Origin of the sequence: Streptomyces sp. SudanB52_2052, assembly GCF_964272415.1 — a bacterium.
Lineage (GTDB): Bacteria > Actinomycetota > Actinomycetes > Streptomycetales > Streptomycetaceae > Streptomyces > Streptomyces olindensis.
Genome location: NZ_OZ186796.1, coordinates 6271767 through 6291264 on the forward strand (window position 1 = coordinate 6271767; position 19498 = coordinate 6291264).

The 19498-nt window shown below is 74.9% G+C and carries 17 protein-coding genes; 3 read left to right on the plus strand and 14 right to left on the minus strand.

What is annotated here, in order from left to right; all coding sequences use genetic code 11:
* Positions 1-12: 12 nt before the first annotated feature.
* The 6 genes from ACSUPV_RS28040 to ACSUPV_RS28065 form a co-directional block, all read right to left on the minus strand.
* Entirely contained in the window at positions 13-147 is a 135-nt protein-coding gene (locus ACSUPV_RS28040) for a hypothetical protein (protein ID WP_359784154.1), read from the minus strand.
* Positions 144-941, minus strand: coding sequence for a cytochrome c oxidase assembly protein (locus tag ACSUPV_RS28045; RefSeq protein WP_436948796.1), 798 nt, complete (start codon positions 939-941; stop codon positions 144-146). Before ACSUPV_RS28045 ends, ACSUPV_RS28040 begins: the two co-directional genes overlap by 4 nt.
* On the minus strand, positions 938-1384 hold the full coding sequence (locus ACSUPV_RS28050; RefSeq protein WP_031111825.1) for a DUF2243 domain-containing protein: 447 nt from the start codon (positions 1382-1384) through the stop codon (positions 938-940). The genes ACSUPV_RS28045 and ACSUPV_RS28050 overlap by 4 nt, the downstream gene beginning before the upstream one ends.
* Positions 1381-1950, minus strand: a complete 570-nt coding sequence (locus ACSUPV_RS28055; RefSeq protein ID WP_037767897.1) for a hemerythrin domain-containing protein — start codon at positions 1948-1950, stop codon at positions 1381-1383. Before ACSUPV_RS28055 ends, ACSUPV_RS28050 begins: the two co-directional genes overlap by 4 nt.
* A 1-nt stretch (position 1951) precedes the next feature.
* Positions 1952-3154, minus strand: coding sequence for a hypothetical protein (locus ACSUPV_RS28060; RefSeq protein ID WP_359784150.1), 1203 nt, complete (start codon positions 3152-3154; stop codon positions 1952-1954).
* Positions 3155-3358: 204 nt separating this feature from the next.
* Positions 3359-4105, minus strand: a complete 747-nt coding sequence (locus tag ACSUPV_RS28065; RefSeq protein ID WP_436948797.1) for an ANTAR domain-containing protein — start codon at positions 4103-4105, stop codon at positions 3359-3361.
* A 186-nt stretch (positions 4106-4291) separates the two neighbouring features.
* On the opposite strand from ACSUPV_RS28065, the gene ACSUPV_RS28070 reads away from it, so the two are divergent.
* Both ACSUPV_RS28070 and ACSUPV_RS28075 read left to right on the plus strand, forming a co-directional pair.
* Complete coding sequence (locus tag ACSUPV_RS28070) at positions 4292-4648, plus strand: STAS domain-containing protein (protein WP_359784147.1); 357 nt, start codon at positions 4292-4294, stop codon at positions 4646-4648.
* Positions 4645-5598, plus strand: a complete 954-nt coding sequence (locus ACSUPV_RS28075) for an anti-sigma factor RsbA family regulatory protein (RefSeq protein WP_031111832.1) — start codon at positions 4645-4647, stop codon at positions 5596-5598. The genes ACSUPV_RS28070 and ACSUPV_RS28075 overlap by 4 nt, the downstream gene beginning before the upstream one ends.
* A gap of 18 nt (positions 5599-5616) precedes the next feature.
* Here the strand turns inward: ACSUPV_RS28075 and ACSUPV_RS28080 are convergent, their stop codons facing one another.
* The 8 genes from ACSUPV_RS28080 to ACSUPV_RS28115 form a co-directional block, all read right to left on the minus strand.
* A complete protein-coding gene (locus ACSUPV_RS28080; protein WP_031111833.1) occupies positions 5617-6654 on the minus strand; it encodes a rod shape-determining protein in 1038 nt (345 codons plus the stop codon).
* Between the two features lie 168 nt (positions 6655-6822).
* Entirely contained in the window at positions 6823-11238 is a 4416-nt protein-coding gene (locus ACSUPV_RS28085) for an SAV_2336 N-terminal domain-related protein (protein ID WP_436948798.1), read from the minus strand.
* Positions 11228-12238 (minus strand): AAA family ATPase, encoded by a 1011-nt coding sequence (locus ACSUPV_RS28090; protein ID WP_031111839.1) that lies wholly within the window; start codon positions 12236-12238, stop codon positions 11228-11230. The genes ACSUPV_RS28085 and ACSUPV_RS28090 overlap by 11 nt, the downstream gene beginning before the upstream one ends.
* A gap of 67 nt (positions 12239-12305) precedes the next feature.
* Entirely contained in the window at positions 12306-13994 is a 1689-nt protein-coding gene (locus ACSUPV_RS28095; RefSeq protein ID WP_382615367.1) for a trypsin-like peptidase domain-containing protein, read from the minus strand.
* Positions 13991-14332, minus strand: a complete 342-nt coding sequence (locus ACSUPV_RS28100; protein WP_382615365.1) for a CU044_2847 family protein — start codon at positions 14330-14332, stop codon at positions 13991-13993. The genes ACSUPV_RS28095 and ACSUPV_RS28100 overlap by 4 nt, the downstream gene beginning before the upstream one ends.
* An 80-nt stretch (positions 14333-14412) precedes the next feature.
* Positions 14413-15753 carry a carboxyl transferase domain-containing protein gene (locus ACSUPV_RS28105; protein WP_037767881.1) on the minus strand — a complete coding sequence of 447 codons (1341 nt, stop codon included), beginning with the start codon at positions 15751-15753 and terminating at the stop codon, positions 14413-14415.
* Entirely contained in the window at positions 15746-17191 is a 1446-nt protein-coding gene (locus ACSUPV_RS28110; protein ID WP_382615363.1) for an acyl-CoA synthetase, read from the minus strand. Before ACSUPV_RS28110 ends, ACSUPV_RS28105 begins: the two co-directional genes overlap by 8 nt.
* Positions 17192-17240: 49 nt before the next feature.
* Positions 17241-18530, minus strand: a complete 1290-nt coding sequence (locus ACSUPV_RS28115; RefSeq protein ID WP_436948799.1) for an SLC13 family permease — start codon at positions 18528-18530, stop codon at positions 17241-17243.
* Positions 18531-18725: 195 nt separating this feature from the next.
* Between ACSUPV_RS28115 and ACSUPV_RS28120 the strand changes: the two genes are divergently transcribed.
* Entirely contained in the window at positions 18726-19433 is a 708-nt protein-coding gene (locus tag ACSUPV_RS28120) for a FadR/GntR family transcriptional regulator (protein ID WP_031111851.1), read from the plus strand.
* Positions 19434-19498: the final 65 nt, after the last annotated feature.

The following is a 19498-nucleotide window of genomic DNA, read 5'->3' on the forward strand; positions in this document are numbered from 1 at the left end:
TGTCGTCCCTGTCTAAGACGCCGTGTCGTCGTCCTCCGTGTCGCTCTCGTCCTGGTCGCCCTCCGCCTGGGACGGGGTGGGCCGGGGAGTGGTGTCCTGCTCGTCGTCGCGGTCGCCCTCGGCCTGGGACGGGGTCTGCTCGCTCATGGCGGTGCCTCCTGAGGTCGCTGTCGTCGGTTGAGTACCCCCCTGGGCCGCGCCGCACCACGGCGGGCGAGCGCCCGGCCCTGCGCGCGGTACCACTGGCCGGCCAGCAGCACGGCCAGGGCGATCTCCACCACGTCACCGCCGTAGTACATGACCTGCGACGCGAGGTGCAGGTCGGAGGGGGTGGGGGTGGTGCCGGGCGGGGGTGTGGCCCACAGGCCCTTGGCGAGGACGGCGTGGGCCGCGGCGGCCGCCAGCAGGGTGCCGGCCCGCAGCGGGAGGCCCGGCCGGTGGCGGATCGGGTCCACGGCCAGCAGGGCGAAGGTGAACAGCGTCCCGGCCGCGAACAGGTGGACGTACAGCAGGGGGTGGTGGTGGAGGGCGGGAGACAGGGGAGCGCGGTACAGGAGCCACAGGCCGCCGACGTCCAGCGCGGCGGCGACGGGCGGGAAGACCAGGGCCGTGACGGGGCGGGAGCGGGTCAGGGCGACCAGGGCGCGGCGGCCGGGTGCGGGCAGGGTGCGCAGGGCCAGCGTCACGGGGCGGGCGAGGACGACCGGCAGCGGGGCCGCCATACCGGCCGTCAGATGGGCGGCCATGTGCGCGGTGAACGGCGGCAGCCACGCCTGCCACGGCACGGCGAACGCGGCCACGAGCAGGCCGCCGCCCAGCCAGAACCCCGCGTCCCGCCGCACGGGCCAGCGGTCGCCGCGGTGCCGCAGCCGGGCGGCGGCCGCCGTGTAGAGCAGACAGCACAGGAGCACGACGACGGGCAGGGCGCCCGGGGTCGTCACCGCGGCCCCCCGCGCCCGGCGCGCCGGGCCCGGCGCCACAGCAGCAGGCCGGCCACCAGGAACAGGGCCGCGACGACGTTCCACGTCCAGTCGTACGGCCGCGGATCGACCTCGTAGCGGATCTGGTGCAGGCGCAGCAGCTTGTGCTGGACGGTGCCGTCGTAGAGCTGGAACCCGCCGAGGCCCAGGCAGAAGCCGGACCACCACGCGGGTCGCAGCGGGCCACCCCTGCGGCGCAGGTCGGCGTAGAGGAACAGGCCCGCCACCATGGCCAGCCAGCCCCCGGCGTGGAACAGGCCGTCGGAGACCAGCCCCACGTCGGGGGTGGACCTGTCGTAGAAGTGGTGCCAGTGGAGCAGCTGGTGGAAGACGGTCTCGTCGACGAACGCGGCGACGCCGACCCCGGACAGCGCCCCGCCGGCCAGCGACCGGCGGTACGTCACCCGTCCTTGCCCAGGGCCTTGCGGACGGCGTCCCGGGTGCGGTCGACGACGGCCGCGAGCGGGCCGAGCGTGAGGTTCCTGACCGCGGACTCCGTGCCGGGATGCGGGTGGGTGGGGGCCATGGCCTCGGCGGCCTTCAGGGCCGAGGCCATCGACGCCAGGCGGGCCTGGTCCGCGTGCCGCCGGATGTGGGTGAACTCGTAGCGTTCCTCGGCGCGGGCGTGCGCCATCACGTCCAGGCGCAGGGCGAGGAGTTCCGGCAGGAACTTCGGGTCGTCGGTGTCCATGCCGTCCAGCCGGGACAGCAGCTCCTTCGCCTCCCGCTCCTCGTGCAGCCGGTCCGCCACGACCTGCTCGCCGCCCGGCACGTTGGCCCGGGTGAAAGGGCGGACGACCTCCTCCTCGGCCGTCTCGTGCACGGCCAGCAGCTGGACCAGCCGGCGGAAGGCGGCCCGGCGCTCGTCCCCGGTGGCCCGCTCGACCTCGTCGAAGAGGTTGCGGATGTCGCCGTGCCGGCGCATGAGCAGGGCCACGACGTCGGCGTCGCTCGCGGTGATTCCGGCCATGTCAGTCCCTCTCCCGGGAGGCGAGGTCGGGGTGGCCGCCCTCGGTCTCGACGCGGTACTCACGGCCGAACATCTCGCGGTGCTGGGCCAACACGCGCTCGCTGGGCGGCTCCTCGCCGCCGTGGATCTGCTCCTGCATGCGCTGGAACCGCTCGTGCGCGTCCTGGACGTAGCCGGTGCCCAGGGTGGTCAGATCGATCTGGGTGTCCAGCAGGTCGCGGACGAACACCTTGTTCTGCTCGAACGTGAGGACGTTCGGCAGCTCCGGGGCGAGGATCTCCCGCGGTTCACGGCCGTCGTGGCGGCGCATCAGGTCGCAGGCGATCCGCAGGTGTTCGAGCTCCATGTTCAGGTGCAGCTCCCAGATCGCCCGCACCTTCGGGTCCGGCTCCTGCTCCATGAAGGAGTGGTACAGGTAGCACTCGTTGTACTCGTGGTTGACGAGCTGCTCCCACCACGTCTCCCCGGGGTCGACGAGCGACTCGTAGTGGGTGACGTGCTCCTCCTCGATGAGGCCGATCTCCTGGTAGAGCCGGCGGGCGATCGGCTCCATGTACTGGGGGCCGACGTTCATGTAGAAGTTCATGGTCTGCTGCTCCGCCGACATGATGGTCAGGGCGTGCAGCTTCGACAGCGGGTTCGTGGTGGAACGGTCGTACGGCTCGCGCACGTTGTCGTGCGGGTGGCGGTGGTGGAACTTCGTCGGCCGGCCCGGCATGACCTCGGTGAGGTTGTCGACGATCGACTCCGCCTTGCGGTGCTCGATCATCTCGTAGAGGTTGGCGTACCGGTACAGATGGTCGAAGTCCTCCAGCACCCCGAACTCGTAGGCCTGCTTCAGATACGGGTCGGGCTCGTGGCGGGCGATCCAGCCGGTGAGGTCCACGGCGACCTGCTCGTAGGCGATGGTCGTCTCCAGGACGGAGGCGAGGCCCGGGAGCAGCCAGTTGACGGTCTTCTGCTGCTGGTGCTCGATGTAGCGGACCTCCGCCAGCTGCCGTTTGACCTCCGGGTCGGGGCAGCGGCGGGCGAACTGGTGGCTGAACAGGATCGCCTCGACCTCGATGCCGTTCATCGTGATGATCCGGCAGCGGGTGTACGGGTCGGCGTGGTCCGGGTCGATGGGCTCGACGTCCAGCTCCCGCCAGCTGCGGAGCTGACGGTCCAGGGGGATGCCTTGGTGCTCGAGAGGGTTGAAACCCATGAGGGTACTCCTCGGCAGAGGGCCGGAGCGGGCCGCCGCCGGGTACCCGCCGGGTTTCCGCACAAACGGCCGGGGGTGCGGAGCGCACGGCTGCGTGCGAGGAGTGTGGGGGAGAGGCTCAGAGGCCGGTCAGAGGGTTTTACCGGCGACGGCCGCTCGCCGGGCCCCTGGGTCGGGCGGCTCGGCGAACGGCTCGCCGGGGACTCAGCCCGGCTGGGGGCGGCGTCGCGCGAGGGCCCTCTGCAGGGCTGTGCGGAGTTCGGGGGGCGGCGCCGGGCCGTCGGCCTCCGCGCCGGCCGTGACCGCGGCGGCGACCTCGCGGAGCTTGGTGTTGGAGAGCTGGGAGGTCTCCCGGAGGATGTGCCAGGCCTCGTCGGACGTGCAGCCGTGGGTGGCCATGAGGATGCCCCGGGCCTGGTCGATGACCGGGCGGGAGACGATGGCCTGACGGAGCTGCTCGACCTCCTCCTGGAGGATGTGCAGGCGCTCGGCGCGTTCCATGGCGACCGCCGAGGAGGCGGGAGCCGTCGGCGGCACGGGGCCCGGGGCCGGGTCGTGGCCCGTGGGCCGGGCGGGGTCGGTGCCGTCCGGGCCGGTGGTGTCCGGGCCGGCCAGCGGATCGGTGGGGTCCAGCCCCGCCAGCTCCAGGATCCGGCGCGGCTGGCCGTTCCAGTTCGTGAGCGTGACCGTCAGCGACCGCTGCCGGGCGTGGTCCCCGAGCACGTCGAGGAACTGGAGTCCGGCCGTGTCCATGAAGTGCACGTCCCCCATGTCCAGGTCGACCCGGGTGACGGTGGGCGGCAGGTCGGACAGGGTTCTGGCCAGGATGTCCGCGCAGCCGTGGACGAGTTCACCCCGCGGGGCGAGCTCGGCACGGTCCGCATCGACGCGGCCACGGCTGACCAGGGTGTTCAGCCCTCCTGTGAGATGTGGTGATGCCGCTGACGTCATGTCACCGCCTTGTCGGTCCTCGTCGGTCGTCGTTCGTCTCGCCGGACTGCACGACGTCATTCGCCCCCGTGGACGTCGGTGTGAGGTGCGCCTGCCCGCCGTACGGCGTACTACACACGGAACGGGGGAATGAGCTTGTCCCGGGACGGGTACGAGCGCTGTGGTCCAGGAGCGTGGGGAGAGGGCGTGAACACTCAGTATCCGGTGCCCGCCACCGGGCCCTGCGGCCCCGCGCCGGCCCTGGCGGTGTTCCCGCTGGCCGGGCGGCGGGGCGTCCGGGCCGCGGGGGAGGTCGGCCTGACGACACGTGCGATCTGGGAAGGTGTACTGGAGCAGGCCGTTCGTGAAGGTGAGGACGTGTACTACCTGGAGCTGTCCGATGTGACGTTCGTCGACGTCGCGGGCGCCGGTGCGCTCGCGGCCGCCGCCGGGCAGCTGGGTGACGGCCGTCGGTTCGTGGTGCGCCGGCCGCCGGCCGCCCTGCGGCGGACGCTCGACCTGCTGTGGCCCAACCAGACGGGGATCGAGGTTGCGCCGTCATGACCGCTGCCCTGAGCGAGCCCTTCGGGCCCCTGGAGCCGTTCGTCCACCCAGCCCTCTTCTACCGGGACGAGCAGGAGTACCTCGACGGCACCGTGCCCTTCGTCCGCGACGGCCTGGAGGCCGGGGAACCCGTGGCGGTCGCGGTGCCCGGCAAGAACCTCGCCCTCATCAGGGACGCCCTGGGCGACGCCGCCGGGGACGTGCGGCTCCTGGACATGCGGGAGGCCGGCCGCAACCCGGGGCGGATCATCCCCGGGGTGCTGCGTGCGTTCGCCGACGCCCACCCGGCCGGCCGCCGGGTGCGGATCATCGGCGAACCCATCTGGGCGGGGCGCTCCGACACCGAGTACCCGGCGTGCGTCCAGCACGAGGCGCTTATCAACGCGGCCTTCCGGGGCCGTACCGCGACCATCCTGTGTCCGTACGACGTCGAGCGGCTTCCCGACCACGTCCTCACCGACGCGTACGCCACCCACCCCACCGTCATCCCCTCCGGCTCCCGGACGGCGCGGGACAGCGACGCGTACGCCCCCGGGGCCGTCGTCGACCGCTACAACGAGCCGCTGGCGCCCGTGCCGTACGCCCTGACGTTCGCCTTCGACTCCGACTCCCTCTCCCATTCCCGGCACGTGGCCGTCGGGGAGGCCGCGCGGCTGGGCCTCGGCGGCGTCAAGCTGGACGACCTGGCCCTCGCCACGGCCGAGCTCACCACGAACAGCGTGGTGCACGGCGGCGGCTCGGGCGTGCTGCGGGTGTGGGCCGAGGACGGGTACGTGGTGTGCGAGGTGCGCGACGGGGGGCGGCTCGCGGACGTCCTGGCCGGGCGCAAGCCCGTACCGCGCGACCAGCGCGGCGGGCGCGGGCTGCTCCTGGTCAACCTGATCGCCGACCTGGTGCGGGTGCACCGGGGCGACGACGGGACGACCGTGCGCTGCTGGTTCGCCCGCTGAGGCCGGGCCCCGCTCCGGTCAGCTGCCGAGCGGGTCCAGCGCCAGGGGCTCGATCCGGCCCTCCAGCATCGCGCCGAGGCCCTGCACGGCGCACACGTCCGGGCGCTCCGCGATGTGCACCGGCATGTTGGTCGCCTGCCGCAGCATCTGGTCCAGGCCCGGCAGCAGGGCACTGCCGCCGACCATCATGATCCCCCGGTCGGCGAGGTCGGCGACCAGGTCGGGCGGGCAGGACCGCAGCACCTTGCCGATGCCGTCCAGGATGGCGGTGAGCGGCGTCTGGATGGCGTCCCGTACGGCCGCGGTGTCGACCTGCACGGAGCGGGCCAGGCCCGTGGCGACGTCCCGCCCGTGGATCTCCGTCGAGGCCGGGCCCTGTGGGGTCAGGCCGTTGCCGGACAGGGCGAGCTGCAGCGGCCGAACCGACTGGCTGGGCAGCATCAGCTCGTGCTCGTGGCGCAGGTGCTGCACGATCGCCTGGTCGACGGCCTCGCCGCCCACCGGGATCCGCTCGGCGGAGACGATCGCGCCCAGGGACAGCACGGCCACCTGCGTGGCCGCCGCCCCGCACACCATGATCATCGTGGCCTCGGGCTGCTCCACGGGCAGCCCGCACCCGACGGCGGCGGCGATCAGCGTGTCGACGAGTTCCACACGGCGGGCCCCGAGACCGACCAGCGTCTCGATGGCGGCGCGCTGGGCGAGCGGGTCGGCGTTGTGCGGGGTGCAGGCCGCGGCGCGCAGGATCGGCTTGCGGCGCAGGCTCCGGCGCATCTTGTCGCCGAGCAGATGGCGCAGCATGCGCTGCGCCATCTCGATGTCCACGACGGTGCCGCCGGAGACCGGCCGCCTCACCCGGATGTAGTCCGGGGTGCGGCCCGTCATCTTCTCCGCGAGCTCGCCGACCGCGATCAGCGCGCCGGTGCGGGTGTTCACGGCGGCGGCGGACGGCTGGTCGACGACGAGGCCGGCGCCCTTGACGTAGACGCGTGTGCGGGCCGCCCCCAGGTCGACGGCGAAGTGGCAGCGGCGCAACTGCTCCAGACTGGCGGTCATGGCAGGTCCTCCCGAGAGCACAGACCGTGGGGGGCCGCCAGGTGGCGGGCCTCGCAGACAGGGGCCGCCGGGCGGCGGGCCTCCCTCGCATCGTGCGTGGGAGGGCACCGGGCCGCCCGTCCAAGGGGGCCGGGCGGGGCGCCGCCGAACGGGGGTTTCCCCGCCCAGTCACAGCGAGCGGGCGGCCTGGAGCAGGGGCGCGAGGGAGGTGACGGTGGTCTCGCAGCCGGCCTCGCGCAGCTGCCGCCCGGCGGTGGTGTTGCGGGCGAGGCCGACGAACCGCAGCCCGGCCTGCCGGGCAGCGGTCAGCTCGGCGACCGTGGAGCCGATCAGGACGCCGGTCGCGGCGGCGCCCCCCGAGGAGTGCATGGCGCGCAGCAGGCAGTCGGGGTGCGGGGTCAGCAGGGTGAGGTCCGTGCCGCGGCCGTGGATGCCGGCCAGCGGGAGGCCGTAGGGGTCGAGGTAGCGCTGCACGGCCCGGGTGTCGGCGTCCGAGACCACGCTCACGCGGCGGCCGGAGTCGTGCAGGGCGCGGACCAGCGGCACGGAGTTGTGGGTGGTGGGCGCGTCGGGGACCGCGCGGAGTTCGAGTGCGTCGAGGCGGTCGCGCAGGAGCGGGCCGAGCCGGTCCCGGGCGAAGGCCCGCAGCACGTCCAGCGGGTGCGTGAAGGTGTCCCGTACGGCGGCGGGTACGGCGTCCCGCGGGTCACGGTGCTCGGCCACGACCGCGAGCAGGTCGAGTACGGCCTCGTGCGCGGCGTTCGCCGAGAACAGCCGGGCCATGGGCCCGTCGAAGCCGAGCAGCACCGTCTCCGCGTCGGCGAGCAGACCGGGCAGGGGGCGGTCGGTCGGGGCCGGGCCCTGCGGTCCGGGCAGGGCCGCACCCTCCGGGGCCAGCTGCACCGACGCCGCCACCGACAGGCCCGGCACGGGCCACCGGCGCAGCCCGGCGTTGACCGCGCGCTGGGCCGCGCCCGCCCGGCGCAGCGGATGGCGGCGGGTGATCCGGGCCGCCTCCTCCAGCAGATGGTCGAGCAGCGGCTCGGAGACCCGGCCGACCTCGCCGCGGACGAAGGCGATCGGGTCGTCGACGTGCCAGGACAGCTCGACCGCGGCGGCGAAGGCGCCCTTGCCGGAGCTGGGCAGGGAGACGCGGTGGTGGGACTGCCGGGGGGTGAGGTCCACCTCGTAGTACGTCACGGGCCGGGGCGGTCCGTCGCCGTACGGCCGGGCGGGGTCGAGGAGGGTGAGCGGGCCGTCGGTCCGGGTGTGGACGACGGCCGTGCGACCCGGGGCCGGTATGCCGAGCCGGCGCAGGTCGGGCGTGATGAAGGGGCCCCGTACCAGGTCGCGGACCTCGGGCTCGGGGGCCGCCGCGGCCGGGGTCAGCGGGCAGTACCAGGCGACGGGCGGGGTGTCCGTGGCGCCGCCCTGGTAGAGGGGCTGGAGGCGCTGGGGGCCCTGGGCGGCGGAGCTGGCGGCGAACTGTTCGTACACGGCCGGGGACACCACCACCTGGATGCCGGCCGGCACGGGCGGTGCCGCCGGCGGCGGGGTGGGCCGGTCCCAGAAGGTGACGGTCAGGGGCGGCGGGTCCACGAGCCCGGTCAGGACCTCGGGGAGGCCGCGCAGGACGGCGACGAGGACGGGGAGGACGTAGGTGCCGGGCTCGGCGTGGACGACGTAGCCGTTGGGGCGGACGCGCACGTCGAACTGGTGGGGGGCCAGGGCGCCGCGGGAGAGCATCTCGTGCACCGCGTACTCCAGGGTGATCCGGGCCTCGGGGTGACCGGTGAGGTCGTCGGCCTCGAAGAGGACGGTGGGGGCGGTGGTCTCCTCGGCGGTGGCCTCCCCGGCGGCGGCCTCGTCCGCGGTGGTCTCCTCGGCGGCGGCCTCTTCCGCGGCGGCCTTCTCGGTGACGGCCTGGGCCGCCAGGATGTCCTGCCGGAGGGCGCGCAGCCGGGACCGGGTGGCTGCGGCGGCGGGGCCGGGGACGCCGTCGAGGGGCTCGCCGTACCAGAGGCCGAGGGCGCGGCGGGCGTCCTCCGCGAGGAGTTCCTCATGGTGGGAGACGTCGACGTACACGTCCGGTGCGTGCAGGGCGTAGGAGTGTGAGAACGAGAGGAGGCGGTCGGGGGGCAGCACCCGCCGGGCCTCCGCCGCCAGCTCTTCGAGGCGGGCGACGGCCTCGCGCTCCGGCGGTGGTTCCTCCCACAGGCCGGTGGCCAGTTCGGTGTGGGACACGCGCCGCCCGGGGCGCAGCAGGAGCATGCACAGCAGCGCCAGGGCCATCGGCGACGGAGGCTCGATGTCCCGCGTGCCGTCGCTGATGCGCGGCGGTCCGAGCAGGGTGAAGGAGCGCGACGGCGGCCACGGGCCCGTCGTGTCCAGGCGGGTCGCGTAGTCGGCTGCCTCGGCCAGCCGGTGCCGGTCGATGAGGTCGACCAGTTCCCGGTGCTCGGCGGGCACCCACCCGCCTGCGGCCAACTGCTTGAGCAGCCACCGGAACTCGGCGAGGTCCGATTCGGCGTCCTTGCCCCGGGACTCCTCGCCCAGGGCGAACCGGCTCAGCAGCACCGTGCCGTCGGGCCGCAGCAGCAGACCCGCCGGCCCGCGCTCCCCGCGCACCAGGCCGTGGGCGTGCAGGGCGCGGAGGCCGGCCATGCCCTGGCCGACCAGGCGGGTGAAGGCCCGGAAGTCGAGGCCCGACAGCACTTCCGCCACCGTCAGCCCGTCCACGAACTCCGTCACCAGGTAGGGCGTGTCGCCCTCCACCCCGAAGTCGAGCACGCGCACCACGTTGGGATCGTCGATCCCGGCCAGCGCGCCCGCCTCCCTCAGGAACCGCTCCCGCGGCGCGGGCTGCTCGCGGTACCGGCGCACGATCACCTGCCGGTCGGTGCGGGTGTCCACGGCCTGGGAGACAAGCCCGTTCCCGCCGCGCGGCCCGATCAGCCGGTACCGCCCGGCGAACAGCGCCTCCCCGCCCAGCCGCCGCACGGTCTCCTCGCTGACCGTCGCGAACGCCGGTCCCGCGCCGCCCTGTCCGCCGTCCGCCTCGGCCCGGAACTCCCCGGCCGCGAGCCCCGCCCGCTCGTCGATGAGACCGCCGACCCGGGCGAGGAAGTCCCGGGTCCGGCCCCGGGCCGAGCGTGGCAGGGAACGCAGCAGCAACTCCCGTACGCCGGGCCGGAACGCGTACGAGCCGGGCGGGCCCGGGACGGAGGTGAGCATGCCGCTGAGGATGACCTCGGCGAGGTGCTGGGGCCGCGGGTCGCGGTCCACCGTGCGCTGCACCAGACGCATCACCGGCACCGAGGGGACCGCCAGCGCGAGGTGCCCGGCGAGGCGGAACGCCTCCGGGGACGCGGTCGCGCGGAAGCGCAGGACCAGGTCCTCGGGGGAGGCGGTGGTGAGGTCGGGGGCCGATTCGGCGGGCGGCGTGGGAACCGGAGGCAGCCAGGCCGCGGCGCCGGGGGTGCGGGCGCCGCCCGGGTCGGCGACCAGCGCCGCCCAGTGGGCCAGCCAGGGGGCGCCCGGCTCCAGGACCGGCAGGGGGAGGGCCCGCTCCGGGGGCGGTGCGTCGTCGTACGGGGTGAAGGCGAGGGAGGCCGCCGGTGCCGCCGTGGACGGGGACGTCAGCAGGCCCGGCTCGGCGGGCAGCGCCGTCGTGGACCACAGGTGTTCGGGCAGCGGCTGGACCACCGCGAGCGGCATGTGGCGGGCCCAGCGGCGCAGCGTGCGGTACCAGCGCTCGCCCGCCGCGCCCGGACGCCACTGCGGGCCCATGCAGTCGCTGACGACGAGGGTGACCGTACGGCCGTCGTCCAGGACGGGGACGTGGCGGGCGCGGCCGTCGGGGGTGGCGGGGTGCAGGGTGACCGTGCGGAAGATGCCCGACTGGGCGAGCGCCGTGTGCAGTTCGCTCACCAGGGGGCGCCACACCGGCATGGTGGGCCCGGTGTCGTGCACGAGGTTCAGGCGCAGCCAGCGGTCGGGGGCCGGGCGCAGCACCGGCAGCCACACGTCGGGCTGCGCGCCCAGCCTGGCGATCCGGTCGGCCGTCGCCCGCTCGTCCAGCACCCGGACGTGCGGGGAGGGCACCTTGCGGTTCAGCGGGCGCAGGGCGCGTTGCAGCGCGAGGGGGTGGGACAGCATCGGGGGTGCGGGAGCGAGGAGGGCGGAGCCGCCGCCGCCCGGTCCGTCGTGCGGTGGGGACGGGGAGCGCGGGGCGGGGAGGGTCAGCGGGACGCGGTCGGGCGTCCGCTCCGCCGGCTTCTGCGGGTCCTCGGGCCCGGACGTGGCGGGCAGCCCCTCACGCGCACCGGCGGCAGGCGCCACCGCCCCGGGCCGCTCCCCGCGCTCCGGCACCTCTTCCTGCTGCGGCCCGGGATCCAGCTGGGCGGCGAGCCACAGCAGTTCGGCGATCTCCCGCGGCGTCGGCGCCCTGCCCGCCGCCGCCAGGGCATCCGCCAGCCGGGCGACGGCGGACGGTCGGGCAGTGCCGTCGTCCCGGGACGTCGGCGAGCCGCCCGGTGCCGGCCGGGGCGCAGGGGACGGCTCGGGCTCGGTGTCAGAAGCCATCGCCGTCCGCCGCGGCGCTGAGGTACGGCATCAGCTGCTCGGCGAGGTCGTCGCGGGACTCGGCGTCCAGGCCCGCGACGCCCGTGAGGTAGAGGGCGTTCAGCAGCTGGTCCGTGGCCAGTTCACCGCCGCCGGCCCGTTCCAGGAAGCGGGTGATCAGCCGGTCCGCGTCGCCGCCGGGGGCGTCGAGGTGGGCGCGGACGATGTCGGTGAGCTGGTCCCGGTCGGGGCGCCGCAGCTTCAGCCGGACGCAGCGGCGCAGGAAGGCGGGCGGGAACTCGCGCTCGCCGTTGCTGGTCAGCACGACGAACGGGAAGGCCCGGCAGCGGACCCGGCCGCGGTGGACGGTGACCGGCGTGTCCGTGCCGTCCGCGAGGACTTCGGCCGTGCCGTCACCGGAGTGGCGGGCGGCGCGGACCAGCTCGGGGATCTCGTACTGGCCCTCCTCCAGGACGTTCAGCAGGTCGTTCGGCAGGTCGAGGTCGCTCTTGTCGATCTCGTCGACGAGCAGGGCGCGGGGCCGCCCGTAGGGGAGCAGGGCGGTGCCGAGCGGACCCAGCCGGAGGTGGTCCTCGACGCCCCCGGCGGCGGCGTCGGACCGGTCCCGGGCGGCGTACAGCCGGGACAGCGGGTCGTACTGGTAGAGGCCGTCGGCGAGGGTGCTGCGGCTGGTGATGTTCCACCGCAGCACCGGCCCGAGCCGCAGCTCGCGCGCGACCGCGTAGGCCAGCGAGGACTTGCCGGTGCCGGGCGGGCCGGTGACGAGCAGCGGCCGGCGCAGGCAGAGCGCGGCGTTGACGAGGCGCACGGTCTCCGGCGTGGCGACGTACGACTTCGCCCGGTGCACGCGGTCGGGGGAGACGGCCGACGCGTCGTCGGAGTCGTCGGGCGGCGGCAGCGCGGGACCGCCGTCGAAGGCCCGCCAGGGCGGTGGGGCCGGGAGGTGGTCGATGCCGTCGTGCGGCTCGCTGTCGCCGGTGTAGACGGACCAGTGCGGCATGGGGGTTGGTCTCCGCTCTCCGTTTCGTGCTGGTGTTCCTCAAGCGCCCCGGACGTGTCCGGGTGGGTCAGGCCACCGGCGACTCCGCGTGCGCCGGGGCGACGGCGTGCGGGTCGGTGAAGACCCGCGGGTCGTCCCACAGCAGCTGGATGCCGCGCGCCCAGTGGTCCTCCTCCGCGTCGGCCTCCTCGCGCAACGCCAGGATGCGGCGCGGGAGTTCGGCGGGCGGTACGGCCGTCACGCAGGCGTCCAGCGCGTCGAGGAAGGCCTTGCCGGTGCAGCCGTCGGCCCCGTCGCACTCCTCCTGCCCGGAGCCGCATCCGCCGCGGGACCACACGATCACCGGGGCCGGCGCGGTGAGCGAGGTGTCGAAGTGCGGCCGGGTCCGGGAGGCGGCCGGGGCGGTGCCGAACCCGGCGAGGCAGGCGTCGGGCCGCCGCAGCCGCATCCGCAGCCGCCCGGGCTCCTCCGGCCCGCCGCACTCCACGCGGTGCATCCGCGCCCCCGGCAGAGCGTCGAGCCGGTTCCAGGCCCGGGTCAGCACGTGCCGGGTGCTGGCCTTGCGCCGGGCGTGGTCGGTGACGACCAGCGGGTAGAGGCAGCCGAGCGGAGTGGCGTCGTCGGGGGCGCTCTCCCAGCGGTCGACCGGCCAGTCCAGCCAGTCCCGGGGCAGCGCGAACGCCACCAACTCGTCGGCGCCGGGCGTCAGATACCGGAACGCCGCCTCGATGCGGTCCCGCACGTACGCGTGCAGCCGGTGCTGCTCGACCGTGCCCGAGTCGACCGGGTGCCGCCGTCCCCCGCTGTACGCGGACACCTCGACGCGGATCAGGCCGTCGCCCGCCCCGCTGTGCCCGAGTTCGACGAGGATCGGCGACCAGTCGGGCGCCGACGGCTCCACGGCCGGGACGTGCAGCAGCGCCTCGACCCGGTCGGCGAACCGGGCGACGGTCCGTGCGGCGCCCGGGCCGTCGAGTTCGCACAGCACGAACAGGGCCGCCGACCACAGCGAGTCGAACCCCTCCTCGGGCGGCGGGGGGTCGAACGGGTCGGCCGCCGCGGTGTAGAGCCGTACCGGATCGCAGTCGACGCCCGCGCGGGCCGCCTTCTCGACCAGGGCGCGCAGCCGGGCCCGGTCGGCGGTGGTGTGGTCGGAGGTGGGCACGAGGCTCTGCAGTTCGGGCCAGTAGCGGGCCATGACCTGGGTGGGCATCATGCGGCCGGTGCGCACGTCCCGGCCGGCGGCCGCCGCCGTGACCATGCCGACGACCTCGCCGGTGTCGGCCAGGGCGACGGCGGCCCCGCTGAAACCGGGGGCGAGGGGCTGGCCGCCCGGGTGCCAGGCCTCCAGCTGGAGCCACTCCCGACTGATCAACTGGGGTGCGGTGACGCGCTGTTCGGTGAGGGTGCCCTCGTCGAAGCCGGCCGGGAAGCCGTAGACGACGAGCTTGCGCGGTGCCGGGCCGTGGGCGGCGTCGACCGGGGCCAGGGCGGCCGGGGCGATGGGCATCTCCTCGTCCAGCTCCAGCACGGCGAGGTCACCGAGGTCGGTGGCGCCGCCGGTCCAGCCGCCGTGGGCGACGACCCGGGCGGGCACGGGCGCGGTGCCGGGCCGCTCCGTGAAGGTCACCGTCAGGTCCTCGCCGTCGCCGACGACGTGCGCGCACGTCAGTACCGTGCCGGGGGCGACCAGGAAACCCGCCCCGGTCACCCGGCCGCGTAATTCGATCCGGGCGTGCCACTCGGCGCTGTTCATGACGCGGTGCTTGCCTCCGGGGCGGCGTCCGGGGACCAGGTCAGTCTGACCACCAGGTGGCCCTCGGCGGTGCCCTTGGCGATGAACGCGCCCGTCTCGGCGGAGAGCCTCACCCCGAACTCGATCTCCACGCCGTCGGGCTTCAGGGACCCGTCGCGGAAGACGCGCAGCGCGGACTCGGCGGCGGCCCGCACTCCGTCCAGGGCGCCCTCGAAGGTGCGGGTCGCCTGGACCGTGCCATCGCCCCTGGAGACCAGGCGGGAGCCGGACCGCTCCTCCACCGCCTCGACCGCGACCACCGCACCGTCACCGGTCCTGAACTCGACCAACCCGTCCACGGCACCCCCGTCGTCCTCGCTATGGGCATTCCCGTTGTGACGGACGGTACTTGATGATGCGTGGGGCAGCCACCGGGAACTCACGGTCCGACGGTTCCCCGGACCACCCCCAGCTCCACCAGGTCCTGCGGCCGGATGCGGAGCTGGTCCGCCGTCGCCTCCACCTCGCGCGGCGGCCGCTTGAGGATGGCCGCCGCGAGTTCCGGTGCGATCACCGAGAAGTAACTGTCGGGCGTGGCCCAGGTGTTGCCGGGCGCGGCCAGGGCCAGCGCGCCGCCGGAGCCGCCCTCGCCGATCACCAGCGAGGTCACCGGCGTGCGGGCGCCCGCCACCGCGGCGAACAGGTCCGCGATCGCCGGGCCCGCGCCCTGCCGTTCCGCCTCCGCGTCGTTGGCGGCGCCCGGGGTGTCGACGAGGGTCAGCACCGGGATGCCGAGCCGGTCCGCGAGGCGGATCAGCCGGGCGGCGGTGCGGTAGCCGGCCGGGCGGGTCGCGGTCCCGGTCTGCGCGGCGTACGCGACCGTGCGGCCCTGGTGCTCCCCGAAGCCGCACAGCACGCCGTCCGGGTCGGTGCCGCCGCAGCGGTCGCCGCTGATCGCGACCCGGTGGGTGAAGTAGGCGTCCAGGTAGGCGGCGGCGCGCGGGCGCCGGGGCGAGCGGGCGCGCCGGACGGCGTCCCAGCCCGTCGCGGGCAGGACCGCGGTGTCGCCGAGCGCTCCGGGCGGCGCGGCGGGTGTGGTGGACGGGCAGGTCAGCAGCCGCAGCCACCGCCCCAGCGTCTCCCGCAGCTCCTCCGGCCGTACGACGGCGTCCGCCGCCCCCGCCGCGACCTGTGCCTCCGCCGTGTACGCCGCCGGGTCGGCGTCCGCCGGCCGCACCCGGGAACCGGCGAACCCGACCTGGGCCCCGGGCAGCGCGAGCACCACGTCGGCGCCCGCGCCCAGCGTGGCCCAGCCGCCCCCGGTCGTGGGGTCGCGCACCACGGCCACCTGCGCCAGCCCCGCCTCCCGGGTGAGCGCCGACTGCCGTGCCACGCGCTGGAGCTGGGTCAGGGCGAGCATGCCCTCCTGCATCCGGCTGCCGCCGGTGGCGACCAGCGGCACGACCGGGAGGCGGCGCTCACGGGCGTACGTGTACGCCGCCTCCAGCCGGTCGCCGGTGCGTTCGCCGAGGGAACCGCCGAGGAAGCCGAACTCGAACGCGATCAGCACGGCCCGGGTGCCGCCGACGCGGGCGGTGCCGCACACCACGGACTCCTGCTCGCCGGTGCGCTCCTCGGCACGGGCGCGGGAGGCGTCGTAGCCGGGCCAGGCGAGCGGGCCGTCGGGCTTCGCGGGCCTGGTGGGGGCGGGGAGTTCGTCGAAGGTCGAGTCGTCGGCGAGGGCCGTGACGACCTCTCGCGCGCAGAGGCGCTCAGCCATGGGCCAGCGCCCGCTTCATGATCTTCCCCATGTCGTTGCGGGGCAGCGCGTCGAGGTGGTGGACGACCCGGGGACGCTTGTGCGGGGCGAGCCGCTGGGCCACGTGATCGGCCAACTCCGCCAGGGCGGGGGGCGCTTGGGGATCGGCCGGCACGATCCACGCCACGATCCGCTCGCCCAGGTCGGGGTCCGGCTCCCCGGTGACGGCGGCCTCCCGCACTCCCGGGTGCTCCAGCAGCGCGTTCTCGATCTCACCGGCCCCGATCTTGTAACCGCCGCTCTTGATCAGGTCGGTGGCCTTGCGGCCGACGATCCGGACGTAGCCGTCGGGGTCGCGCACCGCCATGTCGCCGGTGCGGAACCAGCCGTCGGCGGTGAACGCGGCGGCGGTCGCGTCCGGCCGGTTGAGGTACTCCGTGAACAGGTTCGGGCCGCGCACCTGGATCTCGCCCACGGTCTCCCCGTCGTACGCGGTGACCTCCGAGCCGTCCTCCTCGACCAGCCGCAGCTCCACGCCCGGCAGCGGCACGCCGACCGTGCCCGGGCGGGCCTCGCCGTCGGCACGGACGCTGGTGTTCATCAGCGTCTCCGTCATGCCGTACCGCTCGATCACCCGCCGCCCGGTCGCCGTCGCGATCCGCCCGTGGTCGTGCACGGGCAGCGCGGCGGAACCCGAGACCAGCAGCCGCGCCCCGGTCAGGGCCTTCACCAGCTCCGGGTCGCTCGTCACGGCCTCCGCGATCCGGTGGTACATCGTCGGCACGCCGAACAGCATGGTCGCGCCCGTGTTCAGCTCGCGGGCGACGCCCTGGGTGCTGAACCGGCCCAGGTGCCGCACCGAGCCGCCGCGCCGCAGCGGGCCGAGGGTGCCCAGGACCAGGCCGTGGACGTGGAACAGCGGCAGTCCGTGCACGAGGACGTCGTCGCCGGTCCACTGCCAGGCGTCGGCCAGCGCGTCCAGGGTCGCGGCGATCGCCCGGCGCGGGATGACGGCGCCCTTGGGCGGGCCGGTGGTGCCGGAGGTGTACACGATCAGGGCCGGGTCGGCCTCGTCGGCGTGGTCCCCGGGAACGGGGCCGGTCGCGTGCACGTCGACGTCGACGCGGGCGAGGCCGTCGAGGGGACCGGGGAGCTGGTCGTCCGGGGCCGCGAGCACCAGCCCGGGCGCGCTGTCGGACAGGATGTGCCCGAGCTCCTTCCCGCCCGACTTCGGGTTGAGCGGCACGGCGGGCACGCCGGCCAGCAGCGCGGCGACCACGGCGACGGCCGTCTCCATCGTGGGCGTCGCCCAGACGGCGACCCGCGTGGACCCGCCGAGGCGGTCCGTGAGCGCTCCGGCCGCGGCGGCGAGCTGCGCGTAGGTCAGCGAGCGCTCGCCGAACCGCAGGGCGGGCCGGTCGGCCGGGGCGTCGGTCAGGGCCGGGAAGAGAGGGGTCACGCGTCACATCTCCTTGAGCGTTGCGTCCGGTTGCCGGTGCACGGCCGGGTCACCCCCAGCCGGGTACGACCATCACGAGCCAGGCCGCCGCCGGTACGACGGCCACCACGATCCCTCCGTACACCATCAGCTGCCGGAAGAAACGCTCGCGGTCCACGTCCGGGGCGGCGGCCAGGACGAGTGCGCCGTTGGTCGAGAAGGGGCTGACGTCCACGACGGTCGCGGAGACGGCGAGGGCCGCGACCATGCCGACCGCGCCGATCTCGCCCCGCTCCAGGAACGGCACGGCCAGCGGGATCAGGGCACCCATGATCCCCACGGAGGAGGCGAAGGCCGAGACCAGGGCGCCGATGTAGCAGAGCAGGACGGCGGCGAGCAGGGGGACGCCGATGCCGCCCACGCCCTCGCCGGCCCAGGTGATGGTGCCCATCTCGTCGAGGACGCCGATGTAGGTGAGGACACCGCAGATGAGCAGGACGGTGGGCCAGGCGATCTGGCCCACGGCCTTGCGGCTGTCCTCGGGCCAGAGAGTGCTCAGTACCACCGCGAGGGTGATGGCGGTGAGGCCCGCGTCCAGGTCGAGGACCAGGACTGCGATGACCAGGGCCAGGAGGGAGGTGAGGGTGGCGGTGCGGGCTGCCGTGAGGCGAGTGGTCCCAGGGGCGCTCACGCCGCCCGGGGCGTTCACGTCGCTGTCGGTGTCGTCGTCGCCGGGTTCGTCCACCGCTCCTCGCGCCCACAGCTTCAGCCCCCCGCACACCACGAACACCACCCCCGCGATCACCAGGTTCGCCGCCAGTGACGCCAGGAACAGCACCACCTCGTTGCCGGGAAGCTTCTCGCGTTCGACGATGCCGTTGACGATCGTGCCGTAGATGCTGATCGGGGAGAAGCCGCCGGCCTGGGCGCCGTGGACGACCATCGCGCCCATCAGGAGCGGGCTGATCCCGTACCGCGCGGCGAAGCTCAGGGCGATCGGGGCGACGATCGCCACCGCGGCCGGGCTCACCGCGCCGATGGCCGTGAGGACGCCGGTCAGGGCGAACATCACCCAGGGGATGAGCGCCACCCGCCCCCGCACGAGCCGGACGGCGGCGTGCACCAGCCAGTCGGTGGTGCCGTTGGCGCGGGCGATCGCGAAGAGGTACGTGACGCCGACCAGGACGACGAACAGGTCACCGGGGAACCCGGCGAAGATGCCGTCCGCGTCGAGGTCGGCGACCAGTCCGCCCACCCCGAAGGCGGCGGCGAAGGCGAGCGCGCCCATGTTCACGGAACGGGTGGTGGCGATGACGAACACCACGACGAGGACGAGGATCGAGATGAGTTCGGGGGACATACGGGCTCCCGTCGTTGGGCCCCGGAGCGGCTGGGAACACCTCGCCAGTGGACGAGTGGCTGAGCCACTTGAGGTGCGTTGATCGAACAGCGTGGGTGCGGACCGGGCGCCCGTCAAGGGGGTGCGCAGGAATTGGCTCAGCCACTCCGCCACTGTGAAGGTCCGGTGTTACGCTCCCGGCGAGAGGGGGATCCCGTGACCGACGCCCTGCGCCCCATGACCAAACAGCGCCTCTACGAACAGGTGCTGGAGCGGCTGCGCCAGTACGTCGCCGAGGGCGGTCTGCGCGCCGGCGACCGGCTGCCGCCCGAGCGGGACCTCGCGCAGCGGCTCGGGGTCAGCCGGGCCTCGGTGAAGCAGGCGATCGTGGTGCTGGAGGTCCAGGGCCTGGTGGAGGCCCGGCACGGCGGGGGCACCTACCTCGTGCGGGACAGCCTCGACACCGAGCCGGTGGAGCGGATGGTGGAACGCCGCCGGCGCCTGCCCGACGTCCTGGAGGCGCGGGAGGCGCTGGAGACGAAGCTCGCCGAACTGGCCGCCGAGCGGCGCACCGAGGAGGACCTGGCGGCGATGCGCTCGGCGCTCGACCGCATGACGGAGGAGATCGAGGCCGGCGGTCACGGCGTGGAGGGCGACCGGCTGTTCCACGCGGCGGTGACGGCGGCGGCCCACAGCAGCCTGCTCGCCGAGTTCATGCGCTCCATCGCCGAGCAGATCGCCGAGAGCCGCACCGAGTCCCTGCGCCAGCCCGGCCGCCCGTCCCGCTCCCTCGCCCAGCACCGGGCCATCCTCGACGCGATCGCGGCGCGGCAGCCCCGCCAGGCGGCCGCGGCCATGCGCCGCCACGTCCGTACGGTGGCGAAGGTGCGGCTGCTGGACTGGGAGCCGGAGGAAGAGCGGTAGGGGCTCAGGAGTGGTAGGGGCTCAGGCGCCCCCGCCCGTACCCGGCGCGACGAACCGCCGGTGGG